Consider the following 24,000-nt stretch of genomic DNA (forward strand, 5'->3'; position numbering starts at 1 on the left):
TCTGAATGTGAATTCGTCAAAATTCGAGCTAAATTTGAGATGTACCCGAAATTGGATCAAACAAAGAGGAGGAACGACAAATGAACAAAAGAATGGCGAGTCTGACGAAACCTCAGAGCCTTATCGTGCTTTTGCTGTCTGCTCTGATGGTGATCGGGGGCTGCTCCGGCGGGAAGAATGCGGCGGACACCGCCCAAGGCAACGGAAACGGCGACGCCGCGGGAAATGCGGTTGAAATCAACCTGCTGAGCAGTTGGAGCACGGACACCGAAAGAGGCAGCGCGTTACAGGATTTGATCGACAAATACAATAGTGAGAATACCGGAAAGGTCAAAGTCAATGTGGACATCAATCCCGATTGGCCAGCTTATCAGGAAAAGGTCAAGACGATGATTGCGGCCGGACAAACGCCTGACTTATTCAATTACAATTTTAACCCGAATGATTTGTCCAGACAGCAATCCGGTGCCCTGATGGATTTTGCGCCCTATCTGGACGACGCGTGGAAATCGCGTTTCAAGGAAGAGGACCTACAGGCCATGACGATCGACGGCCAATTGACTTCCGTTCCTTTCGAAAAAGCCGGCGTTTTGTTCTATTACAACAAGGACTTGTTCGCCAATGCGGGGATCGAGGAGTTCCCGAAAACCTGGGACGAGTTCTTCCAAGTTTGCGACCAGTTGCAAGCTCAGGGCATCACTCCGATTTCGCTGATGACGGCGGATGATGCATGGCATGCCACGAATGCGCTTACTTATTTGGCTGCGGGCCTTGGCGGCATGGACGTGTTTAAGGTCGGAAATTCGCTAAACACGCCGGAGATGGCGCAAGCCGCGGAATATTTGCAGAAGATGTTTCAATATACTACGGACGATGCGCTGGGAGCGAATTACTCCGTCAGCTCGAATCACTTTATTCTCGGCAATACAGCTATGATTATCGACGGGCCTTGGTTGATCGGTTCATTGGATAAGGAAATGCTCGATTCCATCGGCGTAGCTCTGGGGCCGGTATTCGCAGACGGACAAGCCAAGGAAGGCTTCATGATTACGGATACGTATACGCCTTGGTCCGCAGGCAAACAAAGCGAGCCGGCGAAAGCGGACGCCATCGCCGATTTTATGAAATATCTCACTTCGGAAGACAGCTCCAAGCATTTGACGCTGGACGGGCGCGTCCTGTTGTCGTCCAAGGTCGATCTTACGCAAGAGGATCTGCAATCGTCAGATCCGGTGCTGGGCCAATTTATCGAAGTTTCCAACGCCGCGCCGGAAAGCCTGATTCAAATCTCCCGGGTGCTGAAACCGAAGGCGATTTCCAAACTCCCGTCGTTGATTGAGGGATTGATCTTTGAGCAACTGACTCCGCAAGATTTCGCCGGGCAACTTCAGGAAAGCAATCAATAAGAGAGAGAGGGGGGACTTTCTCCCTTTCTCTTGCCGAGGGGGCATCGCGATGACGATCACAAAACGCAACATTGTTCTATACTTGACGCCTGCAGCGCTTTTCACTTTCGTATTTTTTATTTTTCCTTTCATGTTTTCCGCTTATGTCAGCTTGCACCAATGGAACGGATTAGGCAGCATGGCTTTTATCGGGCTGGGCAATTTCAAGGAATTGCTCAAAGACCATGTCTTCATCCTATCGCTGCGGAACACGTTCTTTTGGATTTTGTCGGCGGTGTTTCTCCATGTTCCGCTGGGGCTTCTTCTGGCGTTGATCTTATCCAAGCGGCCGAAAGGTTGGAAATTTTTCCGCACCTTGTTCGTGTTGCCGAACGTCATTTCCACCACAGCGCTTGCTTTCCTCTGGTATTTTGTGCTGCATGTGGATTTGGGGATGCTGAACAATTTGCTGGAGACCGTCGGTCTGGAATCTTGGACGCGGGCTTGGCTGGGCAATCCACAGAGCGCGATATGGGCCAGCCAAGTTCCGTTTGTCCTATACGTAGGTCTGACGATGGTGATTTTTTTGACGCAAATCTCGACGATTTCCCCGGATTTGTACGAAGCCGCGGAAATCGACGGGGCAACGGGCTGGCAGAAGGACCGTTACATTACGATTCCGCTGCTCAAGAGCGCGATCGCGATCAATATCGTGTTTAATGCTTCTTTCTGCTTGAGAATGTTCGAATATCCTTTCCTCATGACCGGAGGAGGGCCGATGAACACCTCGATGAACCTGTCGCTGTACATGTATAAAGAAATGATCACGGCGAACCAGTACGGCCTTTCGATGGCGGCCGGGTTGGTGACGATCGCTTTCGGCATTGTCGTGATGGGATCAATTCTCGGCGTTATTCGCCTATGGGACAGGAAGTGATTTCAGTGAGAATTTTCAAATGGCCGGTGATCGGCATTTTCAGCATTCTGATGATCGTTCCTTTTTTATGGCTGATTATGGCCTCTTTCAAAACAAACAAGGACTTGTTTGCCGATCCTTTCGGGTTGCCGCAGCACTGGGTGTTGGACAATTACGCCTCCGTATTATCCAAACATCCGATGCCGACGTATTTCTTTAACTCGGTTTTCGTTGCGGTGGTATCCACCGTGCTGGCTTTGCTGTTGGCCACCCTGGCATCTTATATTTTTACGTACAGGTTTAAATGGAAATCCGGCTGGGTGTTGTTCGTTACCTTAGGAATTCTTATTCCGACGAACGCATTTATGGTACCTTATTATTATATCGTGAACTGGCTTGGCTTCTACGATTCATTGTTTGGCGTGGCGCTTGTATACGCGGGGATCTCGCTCCCGCTAAGCGTGATGATCATCAAAAACTACATGGATACCATTCCTCACGAGATTTTGGAGGCCGCTTTTATCGACGGGGCGAGCGTGCATACGTCGTTTCGGAAGGTGATTTTGCCCATCAGCTATCCCGGCATCGTGACGGCCTCGATCTTTTTGATCATCAACGCGTGGAATGAGCTTTTATTTGCCAATTTGCTGACCCAGAGCGAAGGGACGCGAACCCTTCAGGTGGCGATCCGCTTCTTCCTGACGACCTTCCAAGCGGACTATCCCCAAGCGTTTGCGGCGATGGTGGTCGCGATTTTGCCTACGGTTATCGCCTATGCTTTTCTGAGCGAAAAAATTATCGGCGGCCTTACTGCAGGTGCTGTAAAATAAGGACCAGGATTTGATTCGGCGATCGGGAAAGGGGAGAGAGCATGCGAGTTCTGATTGTAGACGACGAGGAAATTATCAGAGAGGGACTGCGAACCCTCATCTCTTGGAGCGATGCCGGTTTTGAACAATGCGTTGAGGCGGAAAACGGCAAGCACGCGCTTGAAGTGATTGGCGAATCGGTGCCGGATTTGATCATTACGGATATCTTCATGCCCGAAATGTCCGGGATCGAATTTGCGCAGCAGGTCAAGGAGGAGTATCCCTCGGTCCGCTTCATTATTTTAACGGGTTACGAAAAGTTTGAGTATGCGAAACAGGCCGTAGATCTGGGCGTGGACAAATTTATGGTCAAGCCGGTATTTCCGGAAGAGCTGCTCGAAGCCGTCCGTGAGATTACCGCTGACATCCGGCGAGAGCGGTTTGAAACGCTGCTCAATGCGGAAACACTGCAAAAGCTCGAGGAATACCGCCCGATGATCGTGGACAAGTTCTGGAACGATTTGGTTCATTCGGAAGCTGGACAGTCGGAGCATGAAATCCGTAGACGCGGGGAATCGCTGCACGTCAAGCTGAATGACCAAGTGTTCTGCGCGGCGATCAAGTTGAACGCCGGACAGGTGGCGAACCGCTACGATCGCACGAATATGACGCTGATCAAATATGCGGTGCGCAACATCGCCGAGGAAGTATTGGACGGCAAATGGTCTCATTTCGTCGACGGCTCGTCCACTTTGCTGTTTGGCATATTCAACACCCATTTGGAGAAGCAAGCATTCGAAGCCGTCGTCTCGGCTGTCGAGAACACGTTGGGCCTTGGCGTCAGCATCGGCGTTGGCCGTGCGTACGGGCGTTTGGCGGAAACGTCGGTTTCGGCCAGGGAAGGCGCCGAGGCGGCCCAGGTGCAGTCGATGAGCGGGGAGCCAGGAGTGCTCTGGTTTGAAGACATGCCGAACTGGAAAAAAGATCAGGTTGCTTATCCGTACGCCCAAGAACAGGAGATCATGGAATGCTTGCGCTACAAAGACGGGGTGGGAACCGATCTGTTCGGCGATTTTGCCGCCGAGCTGGAGAAACAGGGTGCCTCGGCTTTCGTTGTCAAGCTGATGTTTATGCAACTGTTGGTGGCCGTATATCGGGTCGCCGACGAATATCGGATTACCGAACAATTGCCATCGTTCTACGATAGTTACTCCCGTTTGAACGAATTGGATAGCCTGCAGGAAATTTGCGGTTTGTTTGATGAGTTAGGAAAACAAATCATAGCGCACAGAATCCGGCATCAGTCCGGTCTCGTCGATCAACTGGTCAATCAGGCCCAAGCGGTCATCGAGGAAAGATATTCGCAGATCGAGCTTACTGTCAGTGTTATCGCAGGTCTATTATCCATTACGCCGAACTACCTGTCCCGGATATTTCATCAAAAGACCGGCAGTACCTGCATTGAATACATTACTTCGGTTAGAGTGGAGCAAGCGAAAAAACTGTTGTCGTCTTCGCCGATGAAGAGCTATCAAATCGCCGAGCAAGTCGGTTATGCGAATACCCACTATTTTAGCGCCTTGTTCAAGAAAAATACCGGACTTTCACCCAGCGAGTACAGGGATGAGCAGCGAGAGGGCAAACGATGAGAAGAGCTCCCTCGATCCGAAACCAAATGGTTCGTTTCTTTTCGGTTCTTATTTTGATTCCGCTGCTGTTTTCGGCGCTGTACGTCTATTGGACGCTGCAGGAGAACATCAGGCAGTCTTACGCGAGGCACCAAAGCCAGGCGACGGAAGCGCTGGCCCTGGAAGTCGATAAGTGGCGATCCTACTATGATGATTTGTCCTTCCGCATCTTCGGCGATCCGGTGGTTCAACATTACCTGATGGTCGAAAAGTGGCAGCGGACCGCAGAGCATCTTAGCTTGCGCAGCGATACGCGAACCAGGCTGATCACCTATCAGGAATCGTCCCCTTATATCCGGGCGATTTATTTAATGAACAATTACGGCCAAATGACCGGAAGTTCGGTCGTTTCAACGGCATCATCCTATTTTACGGACCATAAGGCCGATATAGAGCAGCGGGGAAGATTGCCGTTTTGGGACAACGGACTGAACGGCGACACCATCGTGCTGATGCGCCAAATCAACGATAATCGGTTTGATCTCACCCGCAAGATTGGGTATGTGATGATCGTGATCGATCAGACGGAATTAATGAACACGTTCCGCAACTTTGCATTGGACGAGGGCCAATCGTTTGTCATTTTCGACGAAACCGGCCATATTCGCGCAACCTTGACCGAGAACAGGATTCTTCCCGTATTTCCTAAAATAGAAGAAAACAATGATTCACAATATAAGACAATGGCGATCAATGATGAAGTGAACGCCTATTTTGCCGTCGATGTTCACGATTGGCATATCGTGACTTGGATCGCCGAATCGGACATTTTGCGGCCTGTCCGGCAGATTTTGCCGGCGTACCTGTTTGTGACCGTCACGGTGCTTATTTTTACCGTAGTTATGGTCATTTTCGTATCCAATCGCATTACGAGACCGCTCTTGCTTGTGCAAAAGGCGATGAAGCAGTTGGGCGGCGGGCTGCCAATCATACACGTGCCGGTGCTGCGTAATGACGAGATTGGCCACGTGGCCATGACGATGAACCGCATGTCGGATGAAATTTTGAATCTCATCGAACAGAAGCGGGCGGAGGAAGCCAAAATCCGCATGCTTCAGTTGCGTACGTTCGAATACCAGATTAATCCGCACTTTTTATACAATGCGCTGGATTCCGTGAACATGCTGGCGCGCAAGCAAGGGGACCGGAGAATCGCCGATATCGTGACTTCGCTGTCCCGGCTCCTGCGCATCGGATTGAATCGGGGCAATGAAATCATCACGGTGTCCGACGAAGTGAAGCATGTGGAATACTATTTGCGGATCCAGGGCATCCGCTTCGAGGAACAATTGGCGTGGGATATTCATATCGAACCGGGGATCGGAGAGCAGCGAATCATTAAATTTCTGCTGCAACCGCTGGTCGAAAACAGCATTCAGCACGGAATTCGGCGGCAAAACAAACCGGGAAACGTCTCGATCCGCATTTTCCGTCACGGCGCCCGTTTGAACCTTGAGGTTTCGGACAACGGAGTGGGGATGTGCGAGGAGTGCCTTCTTCAGCTTCGGCGCGAAATCATGAAAGATCTGATGGAGCCTGCCGTAGATATCGAAACCGGCGGAGGGTTTGGGTTATGGAACGTGCATCAACGGGTAAGATTGCATTACGGTCCAGACTACGGCGTGGAGATCGACAGTCGGGAAGGGGAGGGCACCAGAGTCACCGTGAAGCTTCCGCGGCCCGAGTAATAAAGGACCGGTCGTAGTTGTCGCATTTATCAATCTATCAATCCACAGATGCTGATCCATTTATAAGAAGAGGGTAGACTCGAAGAGAGCTACCCCAATTTTTTTGTATACAAAATGCCGATCGTTTTAGCGCCGCAGTGGCTGGAAATGACGCAGCCGGCATTGGACACCGCCACCAGCCGGGCTTTCGTTTTGGACTCCAGCTCTTGTTTCAGCTGCTCCGCGTCTTCGTCCGCCAAAGAATGAGTGATGAAGATGAGGTCGTTATCCATGTCGGACAAACGGCTGAGCGTGTTGTTCAGCAACTGGTCTAGCGCCTTTTCGCGGCTACCGCGAATCTTATAGGCCGGAGTCATTTTGCCGTCTTCGACCTTGATGACGGGACGGATTTTCAGCAAGCTGCCGACGAGGTTTTGCATGCCGGAGCAACGTCCGCCTTTATACAGGTAATCGAGCGAATCGATGACGAACTCCGTCTCGACCTGCGGACGAACCGCCGTAAGGAGCGTGACGATCTCCTCCACGCTTTTCCCTTCCGCGGCGGCGTGCACCGCTTTCATCACCTGCAGTCCGATCCCGGTCGACAGGTTCAAGGAATCGAAGACGGTAACCCTGCCTTCGGCAAATTCCTCCGCGGCGATCAGCGCGTTCTGATAGGTCGAGGACAGCTCCGAGGACAAACTGATGTACAGGATCTTCCGGCCCTCGCGCACGTAAGGCGAAAACGCTTGAATGAAATCCGCCGGGGAAGGCGCCGCCGTTTTGGGCAGCTTCCCCGTTTCGTCAACCTTGCGGTACAGCTCGGGCACGTTCAGATCGACGCCGTCCTTGTAGGTCTGCTCCGAAAACGTCACGTAGAGAGGCACGATCCCGATGTCGTATTGCTCAATCCAATCGGCGGGCAGGTCGCAGGTGCTGTCCGCGAAAATTTTGATCGAAGCCATAATGATCCTCCTAATGATTTGGTGAGCCTTCTAAATAATCTATGAAGCCGGTTGTTTTCTCGTATACATAATGGCTACCGTATGCGGCCCGCAATGGCTGGATATGACGCAGCCGGCTTCCGATACGGCCACTTCGCTCGCACCGGTTTGCTCCCGCAAAATCGCGGCCAACCGCAGCGCCTCTTCTTCCGCGAGCGTGTGGGCGACGAGGATCAGATCCCGATCCATGTTGTCCTTGTCGGCCAAGGCGTTGTCGAGCATTTGCTGCACGGCTTTTTCCTTGCGGCCGCGCACCTTGTAGGCCGGGATGATGTTCCCGTCCACCAATTTCAGCACCGGCCGGATCTGCAGCAGGCTGCCGATGAAATTTTGCATGCCGGAGCAACGCCCGCCTTTATATAAATATTCCAGCGTATCGATCACGAATTGCGTCTCCACTTGGGGACGAATGGCGGCGATTCGCGCAGCGATGTCCGCGGAGGCAAGACCCTGCTCGGCCATGCGGACGGCTTTCATGACGAGCAAGCCGATACCGCTGCATAAGGTCAGGGAATCCACGACATGGATCCGGCCTTCGGGAAATTCCGTGGCGGCGATTTGCGCATTTTGATAAGTGGACGACAGCTTGGTAGACAGGCTGATATAAACGATATCTTGCCCGCGTTCGATGTAGGGGCCGAACGCATCCATAAAATCTTTCGGGGATGGTGCCGTTGTTTTCGGCAAATTTCCCTCGGCTTCCACCCGGCGGTAAATATCCGTCGGGGTAATGTCGATGCCGTCCCGGAACGTTTCGTTGCCGAAAACGACGTATAGCGGAACCAGGCCGATCTCATGCCGTTTGAGCCAGTTGGCCGGCAGGTCCGAGGTACTATCTGCGAATATTTTCACATTAGGCATAAGCAGTCTCCTTGGTTCGGTTCATAAGAATGATAGGTAGTAGTTCAAAAACAACTTCCTATATTTTATCAAAAAGAACGAGACAAGGAAAAGCCCCAGACCGTGCGTCGATGACCCGCAGGGCTTGGGGCTTCCATCGTTGGCTGCAACGGGCGCCTCTTTGCCGCAGGCCCGTAGGCTCCGTTGCTTTAAGAAGCGGCGGTCATGCTGCCCAATACGAACAATCCGATGAGCACCAGCAGGGATAGCGCGGAAAATACCGTGCCCAGGATCGCGAACACTTTCCGCCGGTTTTTGATCGCAAGGCCGATGATGCCCAAAATTAACGCGATCAGGTCCAGCAAGCCGGATACCAAAAACAGCAAAATCCCGAGCAAGGCTTCGGTGCGCTGCAGCAAGTCTTCGGCGATTACGTTGGCCGGCTGGTCCATGATGTCCAGCACCGTGGAAGTGATCAGCATAAGCGAGGCAATATAGCCGATTACGGCGAGCAAGCTGATCACGAATGAAGCGATGCCGGGGCCGGAGAACTTCGGCCGGGAAACGAGATGGCCGTCTACCTCGGCGTAGGGTGGAATCTGATCCTGCTCCGATTGGCGATAATCCATCATAAATCTCCTTCTTATCGGTTATGTATGCCTATTTAAGTTTAATTTTTCACATCTCCCAGAAAAATGCAAGGATAAATTTGGCTGCGGTTCAGTAGAAATCGGTCGCCGTCATGCGTTATGATGATCGTATGCAGGTGGATCATACGAGAGGGGCGAAAGTGAAATGCAGCGAAAATATGCGGGAATCGGCGCGATCGTGATGTTGCTGGCGGTGGCGTTGGGAGCGTTCGGCGCCCATATCCTCAAGGAACATATCGGCGAATCGGCCATCCAGACCTACGAGACCGGAGTTCATTATCAGATGATTCATGGCATCGCAATCCTGCTTAGCGCGGTGTTTGCCGGCAAATGGGGGGAATCCCGGCGTTTGCTTTGGGCTGTCCGGTTGTTCCTGATCGGCGTGATTCTTTTTTCAGGCAGCTTGTACGGCTTTACCGCGTTGGATTGGAAATGGCTTGGTCCGGTAACGCCGCTGGGTGGCGTCGCTTTCCTGGCCGGTTGGCTATTATTGGCGGTCGAGGCCTGGAAGGGCAGTGCGGGGCGCTAAGCCTTCGGGGTGCGGTTCGTATCCGGAGGGATCGAAACCAATAAGGGCTGACGACTCCTTCTCGAAGGAGACGCCAGCCCTTATTGGTTTGCGCGGCCGTCGTTATGTATCCAAAAAGTCGATGACCTCGCTCAGCTTTAGCGTGTATACCTGCTTCTCGTCGACGTGGTACACGTTTAACGCGTAGGTTTCCGGCAAGAAGTTCAGAATGCGGCACGGCATGTTCATCCGCTTCCCGTTCCGGTTGACGTACAGCCGGACGAGCTTGTTTCCCGTGATATAGCTTTGAATCCAAGCCTGAAACTCGTCGCTCGTGGCGATATCCTTGAAATTGCCCGGGGACGTTTCCACGGATCCCGAAGTTTTCGGCGACGGTTCTGCCTTCTTCTTATCGGCGGCGGCCGGCTGTTTTGCCGCTTCCTTGCTAGCCTTGGCCGAGGCGGCTTTGGCCTTATCGATGCGGGACTGCTTCGTTGACGCCAACATCGATTCGATGATTTGTCCCAGTTCAATCCCGGAATTGATCCGGTAATCTATAATGTCGGTGCTGTCGTTCAACAACTTCAGCAACGATTGCAACGCCAATGGATTCGAATTGCCCTTGACCAGAATTTCGACGTTGAACAAATAGCCCAACTCTTCTTCGTGATGTCGCCCCGTCTGATTGTCCATAATTCCCCCAAAATCATATGTGTTAGGCAGAGAAGGAGGCTAATCCTTTTCTGTTGAAAATACCCAACTTATCATAGCACCGCTAATAAAACAATCATAGTCCAAATTTAAGAAAAAAACACTGAACAATGCTGGAAATTGCAAAAAGGTACTTTCGGGTCGTAATTCATCTATATTGTCGTATTTTATCTATATTATAGAAAGGAAAGCCGGGGCTGGACGTGTTTTTTGTTTCGTAAACTCCGGTTGAGGGTAAAATGATTACATGCACCTGAAATCGAGCGAGTTATCCTTCCGGAACTCCGTGTTCCGGGGGATCAGAATACACTATTTTATAGAAAGCAGGGGATAACGATGGCCAAGTCGGAAGCAAAATCTGCAGGGAAAACGAACAAGTCGAGCCTGGAGCAGCTGCTGAATGAGCAAGTCGCCAATTTGAACGTGCTTTACGTGAAGCTGCACAGCTACCATTGGTATGTGAAGGGAAGCAACTTTTTCAGACTGCATGCCAAATTTGAGGAACTGTATAATGAAGTCGCCGAGCAGATGGATGCCATTGCCGAACGGATGCTTACTTTGAAATGGAATCCGTCTGCAACGCTTAAGGAATATCTGGAGCTCGCCGCCATTCAGGAGGCTGCCGGGAAGGAAGAGCCGACAGCGATGGTGCAGCACCTGCTGGAAGACCTTGCAACGCTGTCGGAGTCTTACCATGAGGGGATCGAATTGGCCGACAAAGCGGGAGACGACGCGACCGCCGATCTGCTGACCGGTTACGTCGGCAGCCTCGAGAAGCATATGTGGATGCTGCGCGCCTATCTGGATTGACCGCTCACCCGTTAGCGCCCGCGAAAGCCGGTAAATGAAGGCTTTATAGAACGTCACACCCAAAGGAGCTCGGCCGAAAGTATGGGCCGGGTTCTTTTGCATATTGGGGCAAACTGGAAATCGTGTCTTGTCTGTGACAAACTATATAGCACAGGGGTTATATCCGCAGCCATACGTTGCTTATGCCAAAAAAGTAGGTTAGAATGTAATGAGAATCAGTGAGAATCACTTAGAATTATTCTAATGTGATAATCACTATGCTATAATAGCAAGAACAAGGGGCGGCGTCCCTGATCCAATAACGTTAATTTTCAAGGATGGAAGGAGCAGTCATATGGCAACGCATTTTGTAGTTGAAGAGCTTAAGGCGACAATCGAGGAGAAAGAGATCCTCAAGGGGATCAACATTGAGATAAAAGGCGGCGAAATTCACGCCATCATGGGACCTAACGGTACCGGGAAAAGTACGCTGGCTTCCGCGCTCATGGGCCACCCTAAGTATGAGGTTACCGAGGGCCAAGTCACCCTGAACGGTGAAGACGTGCTGGAGATGGCCGTCGACGAACGGGCCCGTGCCGGTTTGTTCCTGGCGATGCAGTATCCGAGCGAAATTGCCGGCGTGACCAATTCCGACTTCTTGCGCAGTGCCATCAATGCCCGCCGCGGCGAAGGCAATGAAGTATCGCTGATCAAATTCATCCGCCAGATGGAATCGCAGATGAAAGTGCTGGAGATGAATCCGGAATTTGCGCATCGTTATTTAAATGAAGGGTTCTCCGGCGGGGAGAAGAAGCGGAACGAGATTTTACAAATGCTGCTGTTGGATCCGAAAATCGTCATTCTGGACGAAATCGACTCCGGTCTCGACATCGATGCTTTGCGGATCGTGGCGAACGGCGTTAACTCGATGCGGAGCGAAGACCGCGGCTTCCTGATCATTACCCACTACCAACGTTTGTTGAACTACGTCAAACCGGACTTTGTCCACGTCATGATGCAAGGGCGTATCGTGAAATCCGGCGGTCCGGAGCTTGCCGAACGTCTGGAGCAGGACGGTTACGATTGGATCAAAGAAGAGCTTGGCATTGTGGACGAGACGGTCGGTCAAGAAGCCTAGGCGGAAGGAGGAGTAGAGAATGACGACACAAACCGTTCTTCCGGTAGAAACGGAGCAGCTTAAACAACTTTCCGCGAAGCGCGGCGAGCCGGCCTGGCTGACGGAAAGCCGGACGAAGGCGCTGCAGCTGGCAGCGGAACTGGAATTGCCGAAATTGGAGAAAACGCGGCTCGACCGCTGGGATTTGAATAACTTCGGGGGAGTTAGCGAGTCCCGCAACGAAAACGTGCAGCAGCTTCCGGACAGCATCCGATCGCTGGTGGATTTGACGGAGCAAAGCAACTTGCTGGTACAGCGCAACGCGGACGCGGTGTTTACCCGTCTTGCGCCGGAGCTGGCTGCGCAGGGAGTCATTTTCACTGATTTGGAAACCGCGGTGCGCGAGCATGGCGATCTGGTGAAGAGCTATTTGGGCACGGTCATTAAGCCGGAGGAGAACCGGCTGTCCGCCTTGCATGCGGCTTTATGGAACGGCGGGGTCTTCCTGTACGTACCGAAAAACGTGGTGATCGACACGCCGCTGCAAAGTATTTTCCTGTTGGATGAAGCGAAGTCCGTTTTTGCGCCGCATGTTCTGATCGTGGCTGAAACGAACAGCAAAGTCACTTACGTGGATAACTATATTTCCGTGAACCTTGGGGAGAAAATCGTGCATAACGGGGCCGCCGAGGTGCACATCAAACCGGGTGCGAAAGTGCAGTTCGCGACCGTGCACCATTTGGGCGAGCAGGCGACCGATCTGACGTATCGGCGCGCCATCGTCGAGTACGACGGCAGCATCGAATGGATCATCGGCGAAATGAACGGCGGGGACTCGGCTAGCGAAACCCTGTCGATCTTGAAAGGAAACGGTTCGAGTTCGGACGCGAAAGTCATCGCCGTCGGTTCAGGGAAGCAGCGTTTGAACTATACGACGAAGGCGGTTCATTTCGGCAAGAGTTCGAACAGCCAAATGATCACCCGCGCGGTTATGCGCGAAGAGGCTACCGCTATCATCAACGGTATCACGAAAATCGAAAAAGGCGCGACCAAAGCGGACGGTCAGCAAACGGAAAAAGTGCTGATGCTGAGCCCGAAAGCCCGCGGGGACGCCAACCCGATCCTGCTGATCGACGAGGATGACGTTTCGGCCGGACACGCCGCATCGGTAGGTCAGGTGAACCCGGAACAGATCTACTACTTGATGTCCCGGGGCATTACTCGAGCGGATGCCGAGCGGTTGATCATTTACGGCTTTCTGGCGCCGGTCGTCGCGGACATCCCGCTGGAGCAGTTGCAGCAGCAGCTGCAGGGGCTGGTGGAAAGGAAGTTGGGACAATGAGCATCAACGCTGAAGAGCTCAAAAAACTGTTTCCCATTTTACAGCAGGACGTGAACGGGCATCCGCTCGTTTATCTGGACAGCGCGGCTTCCTCACAGAAGCCGGCCGTCGTGATCGAGGCCCTGAAGCATTATTACGAATGGGATAATGCCAATGTGCATCGCGGCGTTCACACGCTCGGCAGCCGGGCGACGGACGCCTATGAAAATGCCCGCGAGAAGGTAGCCCGCTTCATCGGCGCAGCGCGGCGGGAGGAGATCATTTTTACCCGCGGCACGACCACGGCGCTGAATCTGGTTGCTTCCTCTTATGGGGCTGCAAACGTAGGGGAGGGCGATGAAATCGTCATTACCCCGATGGAGCACCACAGCAACTTGATACCTTGGCAGCAGCTGGCTTTGAAGAAAAAAGCCGTGCTGAAATATATTCCGCTTCAGCCGGATGGTCATATCGACCTTGCGGATGCGGAGAAGACGATTACCAATAAGACGAAAATCGTGGCTACCGCTTATGTATCCAATGTGCTCGGCGTCGTGAATCCCGTGAAGGAATTGGCTGAAATCGCCCACCGCCACGGGGCCGTGATGGTCGTTGACGGCGCGCAAAGCACACCTCACATGAAGGTTGACGTGCAGGAATTGGATTGCGATTTCTATACTTTTTCCGGCCATAAAATGTGCGCTCCGACTGGGATTGGGGTACTATATGGGAAGAAGCATTTGCTGGAAGCCATGGAGCCGATCGAATACGGCGGGGAAATGATCGACGATGTCGGGCTGTATGAATCAAGCTGGAAAGAGCTCCCGTGGAAATTCGAAGGCGGAACGCCGATTATCGCCGGTGCCGTCGGCTTGGCGGCCGCCATCGATTTCCTGGAAGGTATCGGGCTTGAGGAAATTCATCGCCACGAGACCAAACTCGCCGCCTATGCGATGAACCGCCTAGCGGAAATAGAAGGCTTGACGCTATACGGACCGCGCGAGCGCGAAGTCGGGCTGGTCACCTTCAACCTGCAGGACGTCCATCCGCATGACGTAGCGACTGTGCTCGATGCCTCCGGCATCGCCATTCGCGCGGGCCATCATTGCTGCCAGCCGTTGATGCGCTGGCTTGAGGCGAGCGCAACGGCCAGAGCCAGCCTGTATTTATACAATACGGAACAGGATATCGACCGACTGGCGGAAGCTCTAATCCAAACAAAGGAGTATTTTGGGTGATGCAACTGGACGATTTGTACCGCCGTGTCATAATGGATCATTATAAGAATCCGCGCAATCGCGGGAAGTTTGAAGAGGACGCCGTCACGGTCGACCTGAATAACCCGACCTGCGGCGACCGCATCTCCCTGCAGTTGATCGTTGAAGGGGATGTCGTCAAGGACGCCCGCTTTACCGGGGAAGGCTGCTCGATCAGCATGTCGTCGGCTTCGATGATGACGGAGGCCGTCAAAGGCAGGAATTTCGCGGAGGCGATGGATTTGGCCGGACGCTTTTCCCGGCTGATGATGGGCGAGACGGTGGATTTTGAAGATTATGAAGATATCGAGGCCTTATCTGGCGTTAATAAATTTCCTGCCCGTATCAAGTGTGCCACACTGGCTTGGAACGCGCTGAAAAAAGGAATCCAAGCGGAATCATAAACTTAAGGGGGTAGCCGAACATGGCCAAAAAAGCACCGGAAATGGAAGAGTATAAATACGGCTTCCGGGACGAACACAAGGCGATATTTCAATCGGGCAAAGGGTTGACCCGTGAAATCGTGACGGAGATCTCCCGGATTAAAGACGAGCCGGAATGGATGCTGAACTTTCGTCTGAAATCGCTCGAACAGTTTGAGAAAATGCCGCTACCGCGTTGGGGCGGAGATCTCGACGAGCTTGATTTTAACGATATTCAATACTATGTAAGACCTTCCGAAAAGCAAGGCAAAACTTGGGAGGAAGTGCCCGCCGAAATCAAGGAGACGTTCGACAAGCTGGGGATTCCGGAAGCGGAACAGAAGTTCCTCGCCGGCGTCTCCGCGCAGTACGAATCGGAGGTTGTGTACCACAGCATCCAAAAGGACCTTGAAGACCAAGGCGTGATCTTCATGGATACGGACTCCGCGTTGCGCGAATATCCCGAATTGTTCAAGGAATATTTCGGGACGGTCGTTCCTCCGGCCGACAACAAGTTTGCGGCTTTGAACAGCGCCGTATGGTCCGGGGGGAGCTTCATTTACGTACCGAAGGGCGTAAAGTGCGAGGTTCCGCTGCAGGCCTACTTCCGGATCAATTCGGAAAATATGGGGCAGTTCGAACGGACGCTTATCATCGCCGACGAAGGCAGCTTCGTGCATTATACCGAAGGCTGCACGGCTCCAATCTACAGTACGAACTCGCTGCACAGCGCGGTCGTCGAAATCATCGTGAAGAAGGATGCCCGCGTTCGTTACACGACGATCCAAAACTGGGCGCCAAACATTTATAACCTCGTTACGAAACGCGCGGTAGCCGAAGAGAACGCCAACATGGAATGGGTCGACGGCAACATCGGCTCCAAGCTGACGATGAAATATCCGGCCGTGATTCTGAAAGGCCGCGGCGCCAAAGGCAGCGTGCTCTCCATCGCCGTTGCCGGCAAAGGCCAGCTCCAGGATGCCGGCGCGAAAATGATTCACCTGGCGCCGGATACGACGTCGACGATCGTGTCCAAGTCGATCAGCAAGCACGGCGGCAAGGTCACGTACCGTGGTCTCGCTTCCTTCGGCCGCCAGGCAGAGGGCGCGAAGTCGAACATCAAATGCGACACGCTGATTCTCGACAACGAGTCGACTTCGGATACGATTCCGTACAATGAGATCATGAACGATAATATTGTACTGGAGCATGAAGCGACCGTTTCGAAGGTGTCGGAGGAGCAGCTCTTCTACCTGATGAGCCGCGGCCTGACCGAAGAAGAAGCGACGCAAATGATCGTCATGGGCTTCATAGAGCCGTTCACCAAAGAGCTGCCGATGGAATACGCGGTGGAAATGAACCGGCTGATCAAGTTCGAGATGGAAGGCAGTATCGGGTAACAGAGCGGCAAAACCAAAAGGAGAAGACCTTATCGGGTCCTCTCCTTTTTAAATTGCAAATCCGGCCAGCGTGTGGGATAGCGCAGGTTAACGGTTAACGGACCTAAGGGACGCTATTTGTTCTAAAAGAAAGAGATATGAATCGTAACGGACTCAAGGGACCTTATTTCGTTCATTTCAGCAAGAATGGCCTCATTTGAGACCCCATAACGCCCACTGAGTCCGTTACACCAGGAAATCTCCGGGAAATGAGTGAATAACGTCATTTGGGTCCGTTACGTTACGGTCGCATCCAGGCTAAGGCGAAATGAACCGGTCCTATTGCCGTATCGTCACACTTGTTCCAATCGGCACGATTCCCGCCAGCTCGATGACGTCGGGATTGTACATGCGGATGCAGCCGTGCGAAACCTCTTTGCCGATGGAAGAGGGATCGTTAGTGCCGTGGATGCCGTAGTGGGGCTTGGACAAGCCCATCCAGTAGGCTCCGAACGGTCCGCCGGGGTTTGGGGCTTTGTTGACGATCGTAAACGAACCTTCGGGCGTCTGGGTCAGCATCTTGCCGATCCCGACCGGAAACCCGCGAACCACGATATTATTGTCGAGCAGATACAGCATTCGATCCGACAAATCCACGATGATGCGGTAGTTCGGCATATTCGATTCGCCTCCCGTATTTTTTGCCTACAGTGTATGACGGATGGGCTAAGGTTGACTGGGCAAACGGTTGAATCGTTGTTATAGGAGCAAAATAAAACAACCCCCGGGTCGTATGACCGCGGGGGCAGCTCCGGTGGTTATATGTATACTTCCTCGATCGAGGTTTGGCGTTCTTTGGACAGGTCGACGAACCGGGAATCGGTTTTGACCAGAGGTCGAAAGAAGTCGCTTTGATTGGTCATGACGATGGATCCGACCTCGCCGGAACTCAGCAGCACTTTCTTGCCGATGAAGTTCGGCAGCAGGTGGCGGATCAGCGCCTGCGTCGGCTCCGGGCTGAGCTTGCCGAAGCTGAGGCTGTTGAGCTCGCGCAGGACGGATAAGAGCTCTTGCTTGGACCGGTAAACCCGGTTGGAGGTCATCGCCGAGTAGACGTCGGCAACGGCGGCGATTTTGGCGAACGGATGAATTTCATGATCGCGCAGGCCATTCGGATAACCGCTCCCATCTTCCCGTTCATGATGCTGCAGCGCCACCAAGGCGGCGATTTCATCGCCGGTAGAATTGAGGATAATTTCATGCCCGTAAGTGGTATGGAGCTTCACTTCTTCGAACTCCTCCGGGGACAGCTTGCCGGGCTTGGATAAAATGTGCTGCGGCACCTTGCATTTGCCGATGTCGATCAAATAGCCGGCTTTGCCGGCTTGGTAAGCTTCTTGCTTGGAATAACCGAGCCAGGAAGCCATATAATAGCAAAGCATGCCCACTTGCATGGAGTGGTTATATGTATAGTTGTCATCATCGCCGATCATCAGTAGCAAGGACACGACATCCTTCTGGGATTCCAGCTCTCCGATCATCGGTTGCATCAGTTGATCCACTTTGGCTTCATCGAACTTCCCGCTGGACAGCGCTTCCAGAAAAATTTCCTCGAATCCTTCCACGGCTTCGTCCAAATAAGGCCTGGCCCGATGCGCGGGATCGGCAAACCGCTCGGCGGACGGAAATTCGGCCATTAGGGTCTGAGGCTCGACATCGACGAAATCGATTCCATGCTGCATCAATTTGACAATGGCATCGCTGCTCAACGCGGAGCCTTTCTGCAATACGAAAACACCGATATGATTAAAAACATCATGTTGAAGACGGTCGCCGGGGTTGAGTTCCAATATATGTACTCTCAAGGACGATGACACCTCATAATCTTCAGTTTTCCTTTAATGATATCAGGAAATAATTGGGTTGACAATGAAAATTCTAGGTCATCCGTCGCTGGAAGGGACATGTTCGCCGGGAACGCGAGGGTCCCAAGGCCCGAGACCGTGGCCCTTCCATTCGGAGCCGTCTTCCCAGATCTCTTTCTTCCAAATCGGGACGATTTGCTTAAGTCTCTCAATCGCGTAACGGCTGGCCTCATAGCATCCGGCGCGATGAGGGGACGAAACGGCAATAACGACGCTGATTTCGGCAATGCCGACATGGCCGATCCGGTGGCTGATGGCGCAGCGCGTTCCCGGCCATTGCCCGGCGATTTCCGCGCCGATTTGCCGCAGCTTGGCCAGGGCCATCGGAATATAGGCTTCGTATTCCAGATGCACGGTGCGCTGGCCTTGCGTCCATTCCCGGGTCGTCCCGGTAAACGTAAGCGCGGCTCCATGATCGGGAGCGATGACTTTGGCCGTCACTTCCTCTATGGACAGCGGTTCCTCCGTGATGATGTACAAGTTGTCGTCCGTCAGGCTCGCCGGGGAATCATCGGGGACGGGTTGTCCTCCGGATACGGGCGGGATGAGGGCAACTTCATCCTGTTCGGCGATCAGGGTATCGCCGGCGGCGTATTCCTGATTCACGGCCACGAATGAAGCGGATATCAGATTGGCGGCGGAAGGGTAGGCTTCGGACAAGGCATCCTTCAATAATGCGGCGGTCACTTGCCGCTCCGGATGCGGGTAGGCGAAGCTTAGGCTGGAAGTGCCGATCCGGTCAGCCAGTCCGGCAAAAAGAGCGATGTTTATAATCATGGGAATCTCCTCGTAATGGTTTGTATGTAATATACATTATAACAAGACAACGATCAATTTTAAGGTATATAATACTCTTTGAACTCTAAAATTTAGAATAGGCCGGGTAGAATGAGAAGGCAAGGGGGGCGGTTGATGATGCCGGATACGAACCAGGAAACGTTAACGATTCTTTTTACCAACGACCTTCACAGTCATTTTGAGACGATGGGGCGCATCGCTGCGATGATCGACGAATTGCGCGCCGAGGCACCGGGCCCCACGCTCCTTCTCGATATCGGTGACCATATGGATCGCGCGGCGATCGAAACCGAAGGGACCATGGGACAGGCCAATGTGGATGTGCTCAACCTGACGGGGTATGATGCCATCACGATCGGCAACAATGAAGGGCTGACCTTTACGCCGGACCTGCTGGATCAAGCCTATGCGGGCCTGCTTAGCCCCGCGGTTTGCGGCAATATTTTAGAGATAGGGACGGGACGGCCACCGGCTTGGATGAATCGCCGACTCATCGTGCGCAAAGGCGGCTTTACGGTGGGGTTGGTCGCGGCGACGGCGGCTTTTGCCGAATTTTACGAGTTGTTGGGCCTGGAGTCGCTTAACCCCTTGGTGACGATTGCAAGGGATGTGCGCGAACTGCGCGGCGAGGTCGATCTCGTGATCGTCATGTCCCATTTGGGGCTGAACCTGGATCGGGAGTTGGCCGAGACGATTCCGGGCATCGATTTGATCCTAGGCGGCCATACTCATCATCTCCTGGAAGTTCCTTTGCGGATTGGCTCCACGACGATTGCGGCTGCGGGGAAATTCGGGCAATATCTGGGCCGAATCGTCGTTCGCCCCGCGTCTGAGGCTGGCCGCCGCTTCTCGTTGGACGGGACTTGCCTCGTCGTAGGGGACGGGCCTAAGCAGGAGCGGGTAGAGCAGGCCATCGCTTTGCAGCGGGAGGCCGCGGTTCTTCGGCTGAATCGTACGGTCGCCGTAACGGACCGGGCGCTACCGCTCGATTATGCCTCGGAATCGCCGTTCGGCAATCTGTTGGCTCAGGCCGTTCGCCATTATGCGGACTGCGACTTTTCACTGGTGAACAGCGGCCAGCTGCTTGCCGGCCTGCCGGCCGGCGAAATCAGCGAAGGGATGCTGCACGAGCGTTGCCCATCGCCGATCAATCCCTGCACGATGCGGCTGAAGGGCAAGGATATTTTATTTAGCCTGGAGCAGTCGCTGCTGGAGGAAATGACCGGCAAGGCGATTATGGGCTTCGGGTTCCGGGGCAAGGTGCTTGGCGGAATCTGCGTCGACGGCATGAACATCGTGTATGACCCCAACGCTGCGCCGTACCATCGCGTTGTCCAGGCAACCATCGGTGGGGCGCAGGTAGCGGAGGAGCAAGCCTATGTCGTCGGAACCCTTGATATGTTCTCGTTTGGCGTCGGCTACGAGCGCTTGAAACGGGGGACGGAGAAGCGGTTTATGCTGCCGGACTTTTTGCGCGACTTGCTGCGCCTGGAGCTGCAAACCGCCGGTGCGGTTGAAAGCTGTTTTCAATCCCGGTGGAAAAAAGTAGAATAACTTATAGTACAAATCCAAAAAAAGTCGGCTTTTTAGCACCGAGAAGGTTGGATGAAGTCACACTCGATTTAGGAGGATGGGATGAGTCTTATTGTCGCGATTATTTTAGCTATAGTGGAAGGTTTAACGGAGTTTATTCCCGTCTCGTCGACGGGACATATGATTTTGACCGCCAAGCTGATGGGCTACGACGATCAGTCGCCGGAGATGAAAACCTTTGAAATCGTCATTCAACTGGGCGCAATTTTGGCGATCGCTTGGGTATACCGGGAACGGATTCTGAATCTGCTCGGTCTGAGCAAAAAAGTAACGGTGGTCGACCGTCATGCGCCGGCGGGCCGCCTTGATTTGATCCATGTGATCTTGGGGATTTTGCCGGCCTTGGTCGTCGGTTTTTTCTTCCGCGATTTCATCAAAAGCCTGTTCAGCTCATCAACCGTGCTCTGGGCCTTGGTGGCCGGCGGCCTGTTCATGATTTTCGCCGAATGGTTCTCCAAAAACAAAGCGAAGATTACGGCCCCGGAGATCGATCAGCTTACATACAAACAAGCCCTCCTGATTGGCTTATACCAGTGTATTTCCGTACTGTGGCCCGGTTTCTCCCGCTCCGGTTCGACGATTGCGGGTGGAATGCTCAGCGGCGCCAGCTATAGAGCGGCGTCGGACTTTTCGTTCCTGATCGCCGTTCCGATCATGTGCGCGGTATCCGGCTACGAAATGCTGGACTCCTATCGCTATTTGACTTCCGACACGATCGGTTATTTTCTGATCGGCTTTGTCGTGGCGTTTATCGTCGCCTATGTGGTGGTAGTGGCGTTCCTGAAGTTGATCCATAAGATCCAGCTTCGCCATTTTGCTTACTATCGCTTTATTCTGGCTGCGCTATTCTGGATATTTATCATGCGTTGATCCGCGTTAAATGAAGTGGTTATCCGATAAACCGCTGATTCCAGAGGCAATCGAACTTATACAGAGACGGAAGTGGAACCATTGCGGTTAATACCTGTCGGCTCCCTGCAAGCCGGTATGAAATTAGGTAAAAAGATTTATAATGAGGACGGAATCGTTCTGCTGTCCGAAAATGCCGTGTTGAGCGACGCGGTCATCCGGCGCCTGCAGCACCACGGCCTGGATTTTGTCTATATTGCCGATGCTCGCACGGATGACGTGACCGTTCAGGAAATGATCGAAGAGGAAACGCAGCGGCGGGCGCTTAGCGAAATCCGGACGAATTTCCGGAAATGGTCGGCTCCGGCCGTCAAAGGGATGGTTTATCCTTTTCTGGGCAAAACCTTCTCCGGCCTGATCGAATCGATCATGGACGATCTCAGCTCAAGGGACGATGCCATGATCATGATGATGAATATCAACAGCATGGATCATTATTTGTACCGCCATTCCTTGAATGTGTGCGTCTATACGCTGTTGCTGGGACAAATGCACGGGTATAGCAAGGATGAACTGACCGTGCTGGGGCTTGGCGCATTGCTCCATGACATCGGCAAAACGAAACTTCCGTTGGAACTGCTGACGAAGCCTTCGAAATTAACGGACGAGGAATACGAACTAATTAAACGGCATCCCGATCTCGGCTTCAAAATGCTGAAGGATGAGCCGGGCATCCCTTTGATTTCGGCGCACTGCGCTTTTCAGCATCATGAGAAGATGGACGGCAGCGGCTATCCCCGCGGCATCCGCGGCGACGAAATCCATGAATTCGCCCGCTGGATCGCAATCACGGACGCCTATGACGCCATGACGACGCACCGCGTATACCGTAGGGCTCTTCTGCCGCATCAGGCGCTTGAGGTCCTGTATACGGGCAGCGGTCATTGGTACGAAAAAGCGAAGCTGGAGGTTTTCCGCGACCGGGTGGCGATCTACCCGCTGGGGATGACGGTCAAGCTCAGTACGGGCGAAACCGGCGTGGTCGTCAAGATTCACGGGCATATGCCGCAGCGTCCTGTAGTCCGGGTGTTGACCAATCCGCTGGGCGAGGATCTGAAATCGCCTTACGAAGTTGATTTGTCCGTTCAGCTGTCCATCGTGGTGGCGGAAGTGGACGGAATGGGAATGGTGATGGATGCATGATGGAAATAACCAATAAACGCCCCGGCTTTGCCGATCTGTCGATTAGCCCGAGTTACGATCCTTGGGATCCGATTCTCTCTTTGCGCGAACATGGGCGGCATGTGCTGACCAGCGTCGAGCTGACAGTGACGAACCTGTGCAATATGCGTTGCGAGCACTGCGCGGTCGGGGACAGCCTGGTCATGAAAGAGCCGGAGCAGTTGCCCCTTCCCCTGATCTTGAAGGCGCTGGACGAAGTGGAGCATTTGCGGACGATCAGCATCACGGGGGGAGAGCCCACGTTCCGCCGCCAAACCGTCGAGGAGAAAATCATTCCTCTGCTGAAGTACGCCAAGGCGCGGGGCATCCGTTCGCAAATCAACTCCAACCTGACGTTGGATTATGAACGTTATGAGCAGTTGCTCCCTTTTTTGGACGTGATGCACATCTCGTTCAACTATACGAGCGGGCGCGATTTCCATGAGGTCGGCTTTGCGCGCAGCGGCCATCCGGTCAAACCGGAGGTTGCCTACAAAATGTATGATACAATGATGGAGAACACGCGTAGGCTGAGCGAGGCCGGCATGTTCGTTTCCGCGGAAACGATGATCAATTACCGCACGCACCGCAAGCTCCCGGAAATCCACAAGATAATCGCGGAAATGGGATGCAGGCGGCATGAGGTGCATCCGATGTATGCGGCCGATTTTGCCGAAGGCTTGCCCGTCTTGGCGTTAAGCGATATGCGCACGGCGATTCACTCGCTGCTGGATGAGCGTGATCCGTCGCTATGGATGCTGTTCGGCACACTGCCTTTTTTTGCCTGCAATCCGAACGGGGAGGATCTTTCGCTGTTGCGCCGCTTGCGCAAGGAGCCGAACGTCACGGTCCGCAACGATCCGGATGGCCGCAACCGGGTAAACGTGAACATGTTTACCGGCGACGTTTACGTGACGGATTTTGCCGCCATCCCGGCTTTCGGAAACATGCGGGAGGGACGCCTGGATGATATTTTCGGCAAATGGCTGACGGAGCACCCGCTGAATCAGAAGGTAAATTGCCATTGCGACGCGGCCGGCTGCTGCGGCCCGAATTTGCTGGTCGCCGATATGTATTACAAGGATACGGATTTCAAAAACCGCCAAGCAGTTGAATTTTGATCACGATCTTACTTAGGAAAGAGGCGTTTTC

Annotated in this window: 23 protein-coding genes; 16 read left to right on the plus strand and 7 right to left on the minus strand. The window is 53.2% G+C overall.

Annotation, left to right across the window (positions count from 1 at the left end; genetic code table 11):
• Positions 1–80: 80 nt before the first annotated feature.
• The 5 genes from ACQ4N8_RS15000 to ACQ4N8_RS15020 are packed head-to-tail and all read left to right on the plus strand — an operon-like array spanning position 81 to position 6,486.
• Positions 81–1,406, plus strand: coding sequence for an ABC transporter substrate-binding protein (locus tag ACQ4N8_RS15000; protein WP_430705184.1), 1,326 nt, complete (start codon positions 81–83; stop codon positions 1,404–1,406).
• A gap of 49 nt (positions 1,407–1,455) precedes the next feature.
• Positions 1,456–2,322, plus strand: a complete 867-nt coding sequence (locus ACQ4N8_RS15005) for a carbohydrate ABC transporter permease (RefSeq protein ID WP_430705185.1) — start codon at positions 1,456–1,458, stop codon at positions 2,320–2,322.
• 5 nt (positions 2,323–2,327) lie between these two features.
• Positions 2,328–3,131, plus strand: coding sequence for a carbohydrate ABC transporter permease (locus tag ACQ4N8_RS15010; RefSeq protein WP_430705186.1), 804 nt, complete (start codon positions 2,328–2,330; stop codon positions 3,129–3,131).
• Between the two features lie 41 nt (positions 3,132–3,172).
• A complete protein-coding gene (locus ACQ4N8_RS15015; protein WP_430705187.1) occupies positions 3,173–4,759 on the plus strand; it encodes a response regulator in 1,587 nt (528 codons plus the stop codon).
• Positions 4,756–6,486, plus strand: a complete 1,731-nt coding sequence (locus tag ACQ4N8_RS15020) for a cache domain-containing sensor histidine kinase (protein ID WP_430705188.1) — start codon at positions 4,756–4,758, stop codon at positions 6,484–6,486. Before ACQ4N8_RS15015 ends, ACQ4N8_RS15020 begins: the two co-directional genes overlap by 4 nt.
• Positions 6,487–6,575: 89 nt before the next feature.
• Here ACQ4N8_RS15020 and ACQ4N8_RS15025 read toward each other — a convergent pair whose 3' ends face one another.
• The 3 genes from ACQ4N8_RS15025 to ACQ4N8_RS15035 all read right to left on the minus strand — a co-directional run bounded on the left by ACQ4N8_RS15025 (position 6,576) and on the right by ACQ4N8_RS15035 (position 8,938).
• Positions 6,576–7,430: a DegV family protein gene (locus tag ACQ4N8_RS15025; protein ID WP_430705189.1), complete on the minus strand. Its 855-nt coding sequence runs from the start codon at positions 7,428–7,430 to the stop codon at positions 6,576–6,578.
• A gap of 39 nt (positions 7,431–7,469) precedes the next feature.
• Complete coding sequence (locus tag ACQ4N8_RS15030) at positions 7,470–8,330, minus strand: DegV family protein (protein ID WP_430705190.1); 861 nt, start codon at positions 8,328–8,330, stop codon at positions 7,470–7,472.
• A gap of 188 nt (positions 8,331–8,518) precedes the next feature.
• Complete coding sequence (locus tag ACQ4N8_RS15035; RefSeq protein ID WP_430705191.1) at positions 8,519–8,938, minus strand: hypothetical protein; 420 nt, start codon at positions 8,936–8,938, stop codon at positions 8,519–8,521.
• 166 nt (positions 8,939–9,104) lie between these two features.
• Between ACQ4N8_RS15035 and ACQ4N8_RS15040 the strand changes: the two genes are divergently transcribed.
• Positions 9,105–9,488, plus strand: a complete 384-nt coding sequence (locus ACQ4N8_RS15040) for a DUF423 domain-containing protein (RefSeq protein WP_430705192.1) — start codon at positions 9,105–9,107, stop codon at positions 9,486–9,488.
• A 102-nt stretch (positions 9,489–9,590) separates the two neighbouring features.
• Here the strand turns inward: ACQ4N8_RS15040 and ACQ4N8_RS15045 are convergent, their stop codons facing one another.
• Positions 9,591–10,160 carry a hypothetical protein gene (locus tag ACQ4N8_RS15045; RefSeq protein WP_430705193.1) on the minus strand — a complete coding sequence of 190 codons (570 nt, stop codon included), beginning with the start codon at positions 10,158–10,160 and terminating at the stop codon, positions 9,591–9,593.
• Between the two features lie 354 nt (positions 10,161–10,514).
• Here ACQ4N8_RS15045 and ACQ4N8_RS15050 point away from each other — a divergent pair, with 354 nt between their 5' ends.
• The 6 genes from ACQ4N8_RS15050 to sufB all read left to right on the plus strand — a co-directional run bounded on the left by ACQ4N8_RS15050 (position 10,515) and on the right by sufB (position 16,483).
• Positions 10,515–10,988: a Dps family protein gene (locus ACQ4N8_RS15050; protein WP_430705194.1), complete on the plus strand. Its 474-nt coding sequence runs from the start codon at positions 10,515–10,517 to the stop codon at positions 10,986–10,988.
• Positions 10,989–11,322: 334 nt separating this feature from the next.
• Positions 11,323–12,105, plus strand: a complete 783-nt coding sequence (gene sufC / locus ACQ4N8_RS15055; protein WP_430705195.1) for a Fe-S cluster assembly ATPase SufC — start codon at positions 11,323–11,325, stop codon at positions 12,103–12,105.
• A gap of 19 nt (positions 12,106–12,124) precedes the next feature.
• Positions 12,125–13,426 (plus strand): Fe-S cluster assembly protein SufD, encoded by a 1,302-nt coding sequence (gene sufD, locus ACQ4N8_RS15060; RefSeq protein ID WP_430705196.1) that lies wholly within the window; start codon positions 12,125–12,127, stop codon positions 13,424–13,426.
• Positions 13,423–14,643, plus strand: coding sequence for a cysteine desulfurase (locus ACQ4N8_RS15065; protein WP_430705197.1), 1,221 nt, complete (start codon positions 13,423–13,425; stop codon positions 14,641–14,643). The genes sufD and ACQ4N8_RS15065 overlap by 4 nt, the downstream gene beginning before the upstream one ends.
• Positions 14,643–15,065, plus strand: a complete 423-nt coding sequence (sufU, locus tag ACQ4N8_RS15070; RefSeq protein ID WP_430705234.1) for a Fe-S cluster assembly sulfur transfer protein SufU — start codon at positions 14,643–14,645, stop codon at positions 15,063–15,065. Before ACQ4N8_RS15065 ends, sufU begins: the two co-directional genes overlap by 1 nt.
• 20 nt (positions 15,066–15,085) lie before the next feature.
• Positions 15,086–16,483, plus strand: a complete 1,398-nt coding sequence (gene sufB / locus ACQ4N8_RS15075) for a Fe-S cluster assembly protein SufB (RefSeq protein ID WP_430705198.1) — start codon at positions 15,086–15,088, stop codon at positions 16,481–16,483.
• Positions 16,484–16,801: 318 nt separating this feature from the next.
• Here sufB and ACQ4N8_RS15080 read toward each other — a convergent pair whose 3' ends face one another.
• From ACQ4N8_RS15080 to ACQ4N8_RS15090, 3 genes are all read right to left on the minus strand, one after another.
• Positions 16,802–17,140, minus strand: coding sequence for a L,D-transpeptidase (locus ACQ4N8_RS15080; RefSeq protein ID WP_430705199.1), 339 nt, complete (start codon positions 17,138–17,140; stop codon positions 16,802–16,804).
• Positions 17,141–17,280: 140 nt separating this feature from the next.
• A complete protein-coding gene (locus ACQ4N8_RS15085; protein ID WP_430705200.1) occupies positions 17,281–18,327 on the minus strand; it encodes an HD-GYP domain-containing protein in 1,047 nt (348 codons plus the stop codon).
• A 78-nt stretch (positions 18,328–18,405) separates the two neighbouring features.
• Positions 18,406–19,164, minus strand: coding sequence for a molybdenum cofactor biosynthesis protein (locus ACQ4N8_RS15090; RefSeq protein ID WP_430705201.1), 759 nt, complete (start codon positions 19,162–19,164; stop codon positions 18,406–18,408).
• A gap of 138 nt (positions 19,165–19,302) precedes the next feature.
• Here ACQ4N8_RS15090 and ACQ4N8_RS15095 point away from each other — a divergent pair, with 138 nt between their 5' ends.
• The 4 genes from ACQ4N8_RS15095 (at position 19,303) to yfkAB (ending at position 23,969) form a co-directional block, all read left to right on the plus strand.
• Positions 19,303–20,739, plus strand: coding sequence for a bifunctional metallophosphatase/5'-nucleotidase (locus ACQ4N8_RS15095; RefSeq protein WP_430705235.1), 1,437 nt, complete (start codon positions 19,303–19,305; stop codon positions 20,737–20,739).
• 81 nt (positions 20,740–20,820) lie between these two features.
• Positions 20,821–21,648: an undecaprenyl-diphosphate phosphatase gene (locus ACQ4N8_RS15100; RefSeq protein ID WP_430705202.1), complete on the plus strand. Its 828-nt coding sequence runs from the start codon at positions 20,821–20,823 to the stop codon at positions 21,646–21,648.
• An 81-nt stretch (positions 21,649–21,729) separates the two neighbouring features.
• A complete protein-coding gene (locus ACQ4N8_RS15105; RefSeq protein WP_430705203.1) occupies positions 21,730–22,830 on the plus strand; it encodes an HD-GYP domain-containing protein in 1,101 nt (366 codons plus the stop codon).
• Positions 22,827–23,969: a radical SAM/CxCxxxxC motif protein YfkAB gene (yfkAB, locus tag ACQ4N8_RS15110; RefSeq protein ID WP_430705204.1), complete on the plus strand. Its 1,143-nt coding sequence runs from the start codon at positions 22,827–22,829 to the stop codon at positions 23,967–23,969. Before ACQ4N8_RS15105 ends, yfkAB begins: the two co-directional genes overlap by 4 nt.
• Positions 23,970–24,000: the final 31 nt, after the last annotated feature.

The sequence above is a fragment of the Paenibacillus macerans genome, from assembly GCF_050565405.1.
Taxonomy (GTDB): Bacteria; Bacillota; Bacilli; order Paenibacillales; family Paenibacillaceae; genus Fontibacillus; species Fontibacillus macerans_B.

Bases quoted from the DNA above. Each gene is read 5' to 3' on its own strand.
- ACQ4N8_RS15005 (WP_430705185.1), top strand. From the start codon at position 1,456: ATGACGATCACAAAACGCAACATTGTTCTATACTTGACGCCTGCAGCG.
- sufC (WP_430705195.1), top strand. From the start codon at position 11,323: ATGGCAACGCATTTTGTAGTTGAAGAGCTTAAGGCGACAATCGAGGAG.
- yfkAB (WP_430705204.1), top strand. From the start codon at position 22,827: ATGATGGAAATAACCAATAAACGCCCCGGCTTTGCCGATCTGTCGATT.
- ACQ4N8_RS15000 (WP_430705184.1), top strand. From the start codon at position 81: ATGAACAAAAGAATGGCGAGTCTGACGAAACCTCAGAGCCTTATCGTG.
- ACQ4N8_RS15065 (WP_430705197.1), top strand. From the start codon at position 13,423: ATGAGCATCAACGCTGAAGAGCTCAAAAAACTGTTTCCCATTTTACAG.
- ACQ4N8_RS15015 (WP_430705187.1), top strand. From the start codon at position 3,173: ATGCGAGTTCTGATTGTAGACGACGAGGAAATTATCAGAGAGGGACTG.
- ACQ4N8_RS15035 (WP_430705191.1), bottom strand. From the start codon at position 8,938: ATGGATTATCGCCAATCGGAGCAGGATCAGATTCCACCCTACGCCGAG.
- ACQ4N8_RS15050 (WP_430705194.1), top strand. From the start codon at position 10,515: ATGGCCAAGTCGGAAGCAAAATCTGCAGGGAAAACGAACAAGTCGAGC.
- ACQ4N8_RS15030 (WP_430705190.1), bottom strand. From the start codon at position 8,330: ATGCCTAATGTGAAAATATTCGCAGATAGTACCTCGGACCTGCCGGCC.
- ACQ4N8_RS15045 (WP_430705193.1), bottom strand. From the start codon at position 10,160: ATGGACAATCAGACGGGGCGACATCACGAAGAAGAGTTGGGCTATTTG.
- ACQ4N8_RS15095 (WP_430705235.1), top strand. From the start codon at position 19,303: ATGCCGGATACGAACCAGGAAACGTTAACGATTCTTTTTACCAACGAC.
- ACQ4N8_RS15080 (WP_430705199.1), bottom strand. From the start codon at position 17,140: ATGCCGAACTACCGCATCATCGTGGATTTGTCGGATCGAATGCTGTAT.
- ACQ4N8_RS15020 (WP_430705188.1), top strand. From the start codon at position 4,756: ATGAGAAGAGCTCCCTCGATCCGAAACCAAATGGTTCGTTTCTTTTCG.
- ACQ4N8_RS15090 (WP_430705201.1), bottom strand. From the start codon at position 19,164: ATGATTATAAACATCGCTCTTTTTGCCGGACTGGCTGACCGGATCGGC.
- ACQ4N8_RS15100 (WP_430705202.1), top strand. From the start codon at position 20,821: ATGAGTCTTATTGTCGCGATTATTTTAGCTATAGTGGAAGGTTTAACG.
- ACQ4N8_RS15025 (WP_430705189.1), bottom strand. From the start codon at position 7,430: ATGGCTTCGATCAAAATTTTCGCGGACAGCACCTGCGACCTGCCCGCC.
- ACQ4N8_RS15040 (WP_430705192.1), top strand. From the start codon at position 9,105: ATGCAGCGAAAATATGCGGGAATCGGCGCGATCGTGATGTTGCTGGCG.
- sufU (WP_430705234.1), top strand. From the start codon at position 14,643: ATGCAACTGGACGATTTGTACCGCCGTGTCATAATGGATCATTATAAG.
- sufD (WP_430705196.1), top strand. From the start codon at position 12,125: ATGACGACACAAACCGTTCTTCCGGTAGAAACGGAGCAGCTTAAACAA.
- sufB (WP_430705198.1), top strand. From the start codon at position 15,086: ATGGCCAAAAAAGCACCGGAAATGGAAGAGTATAAATACGGCTTCCGG.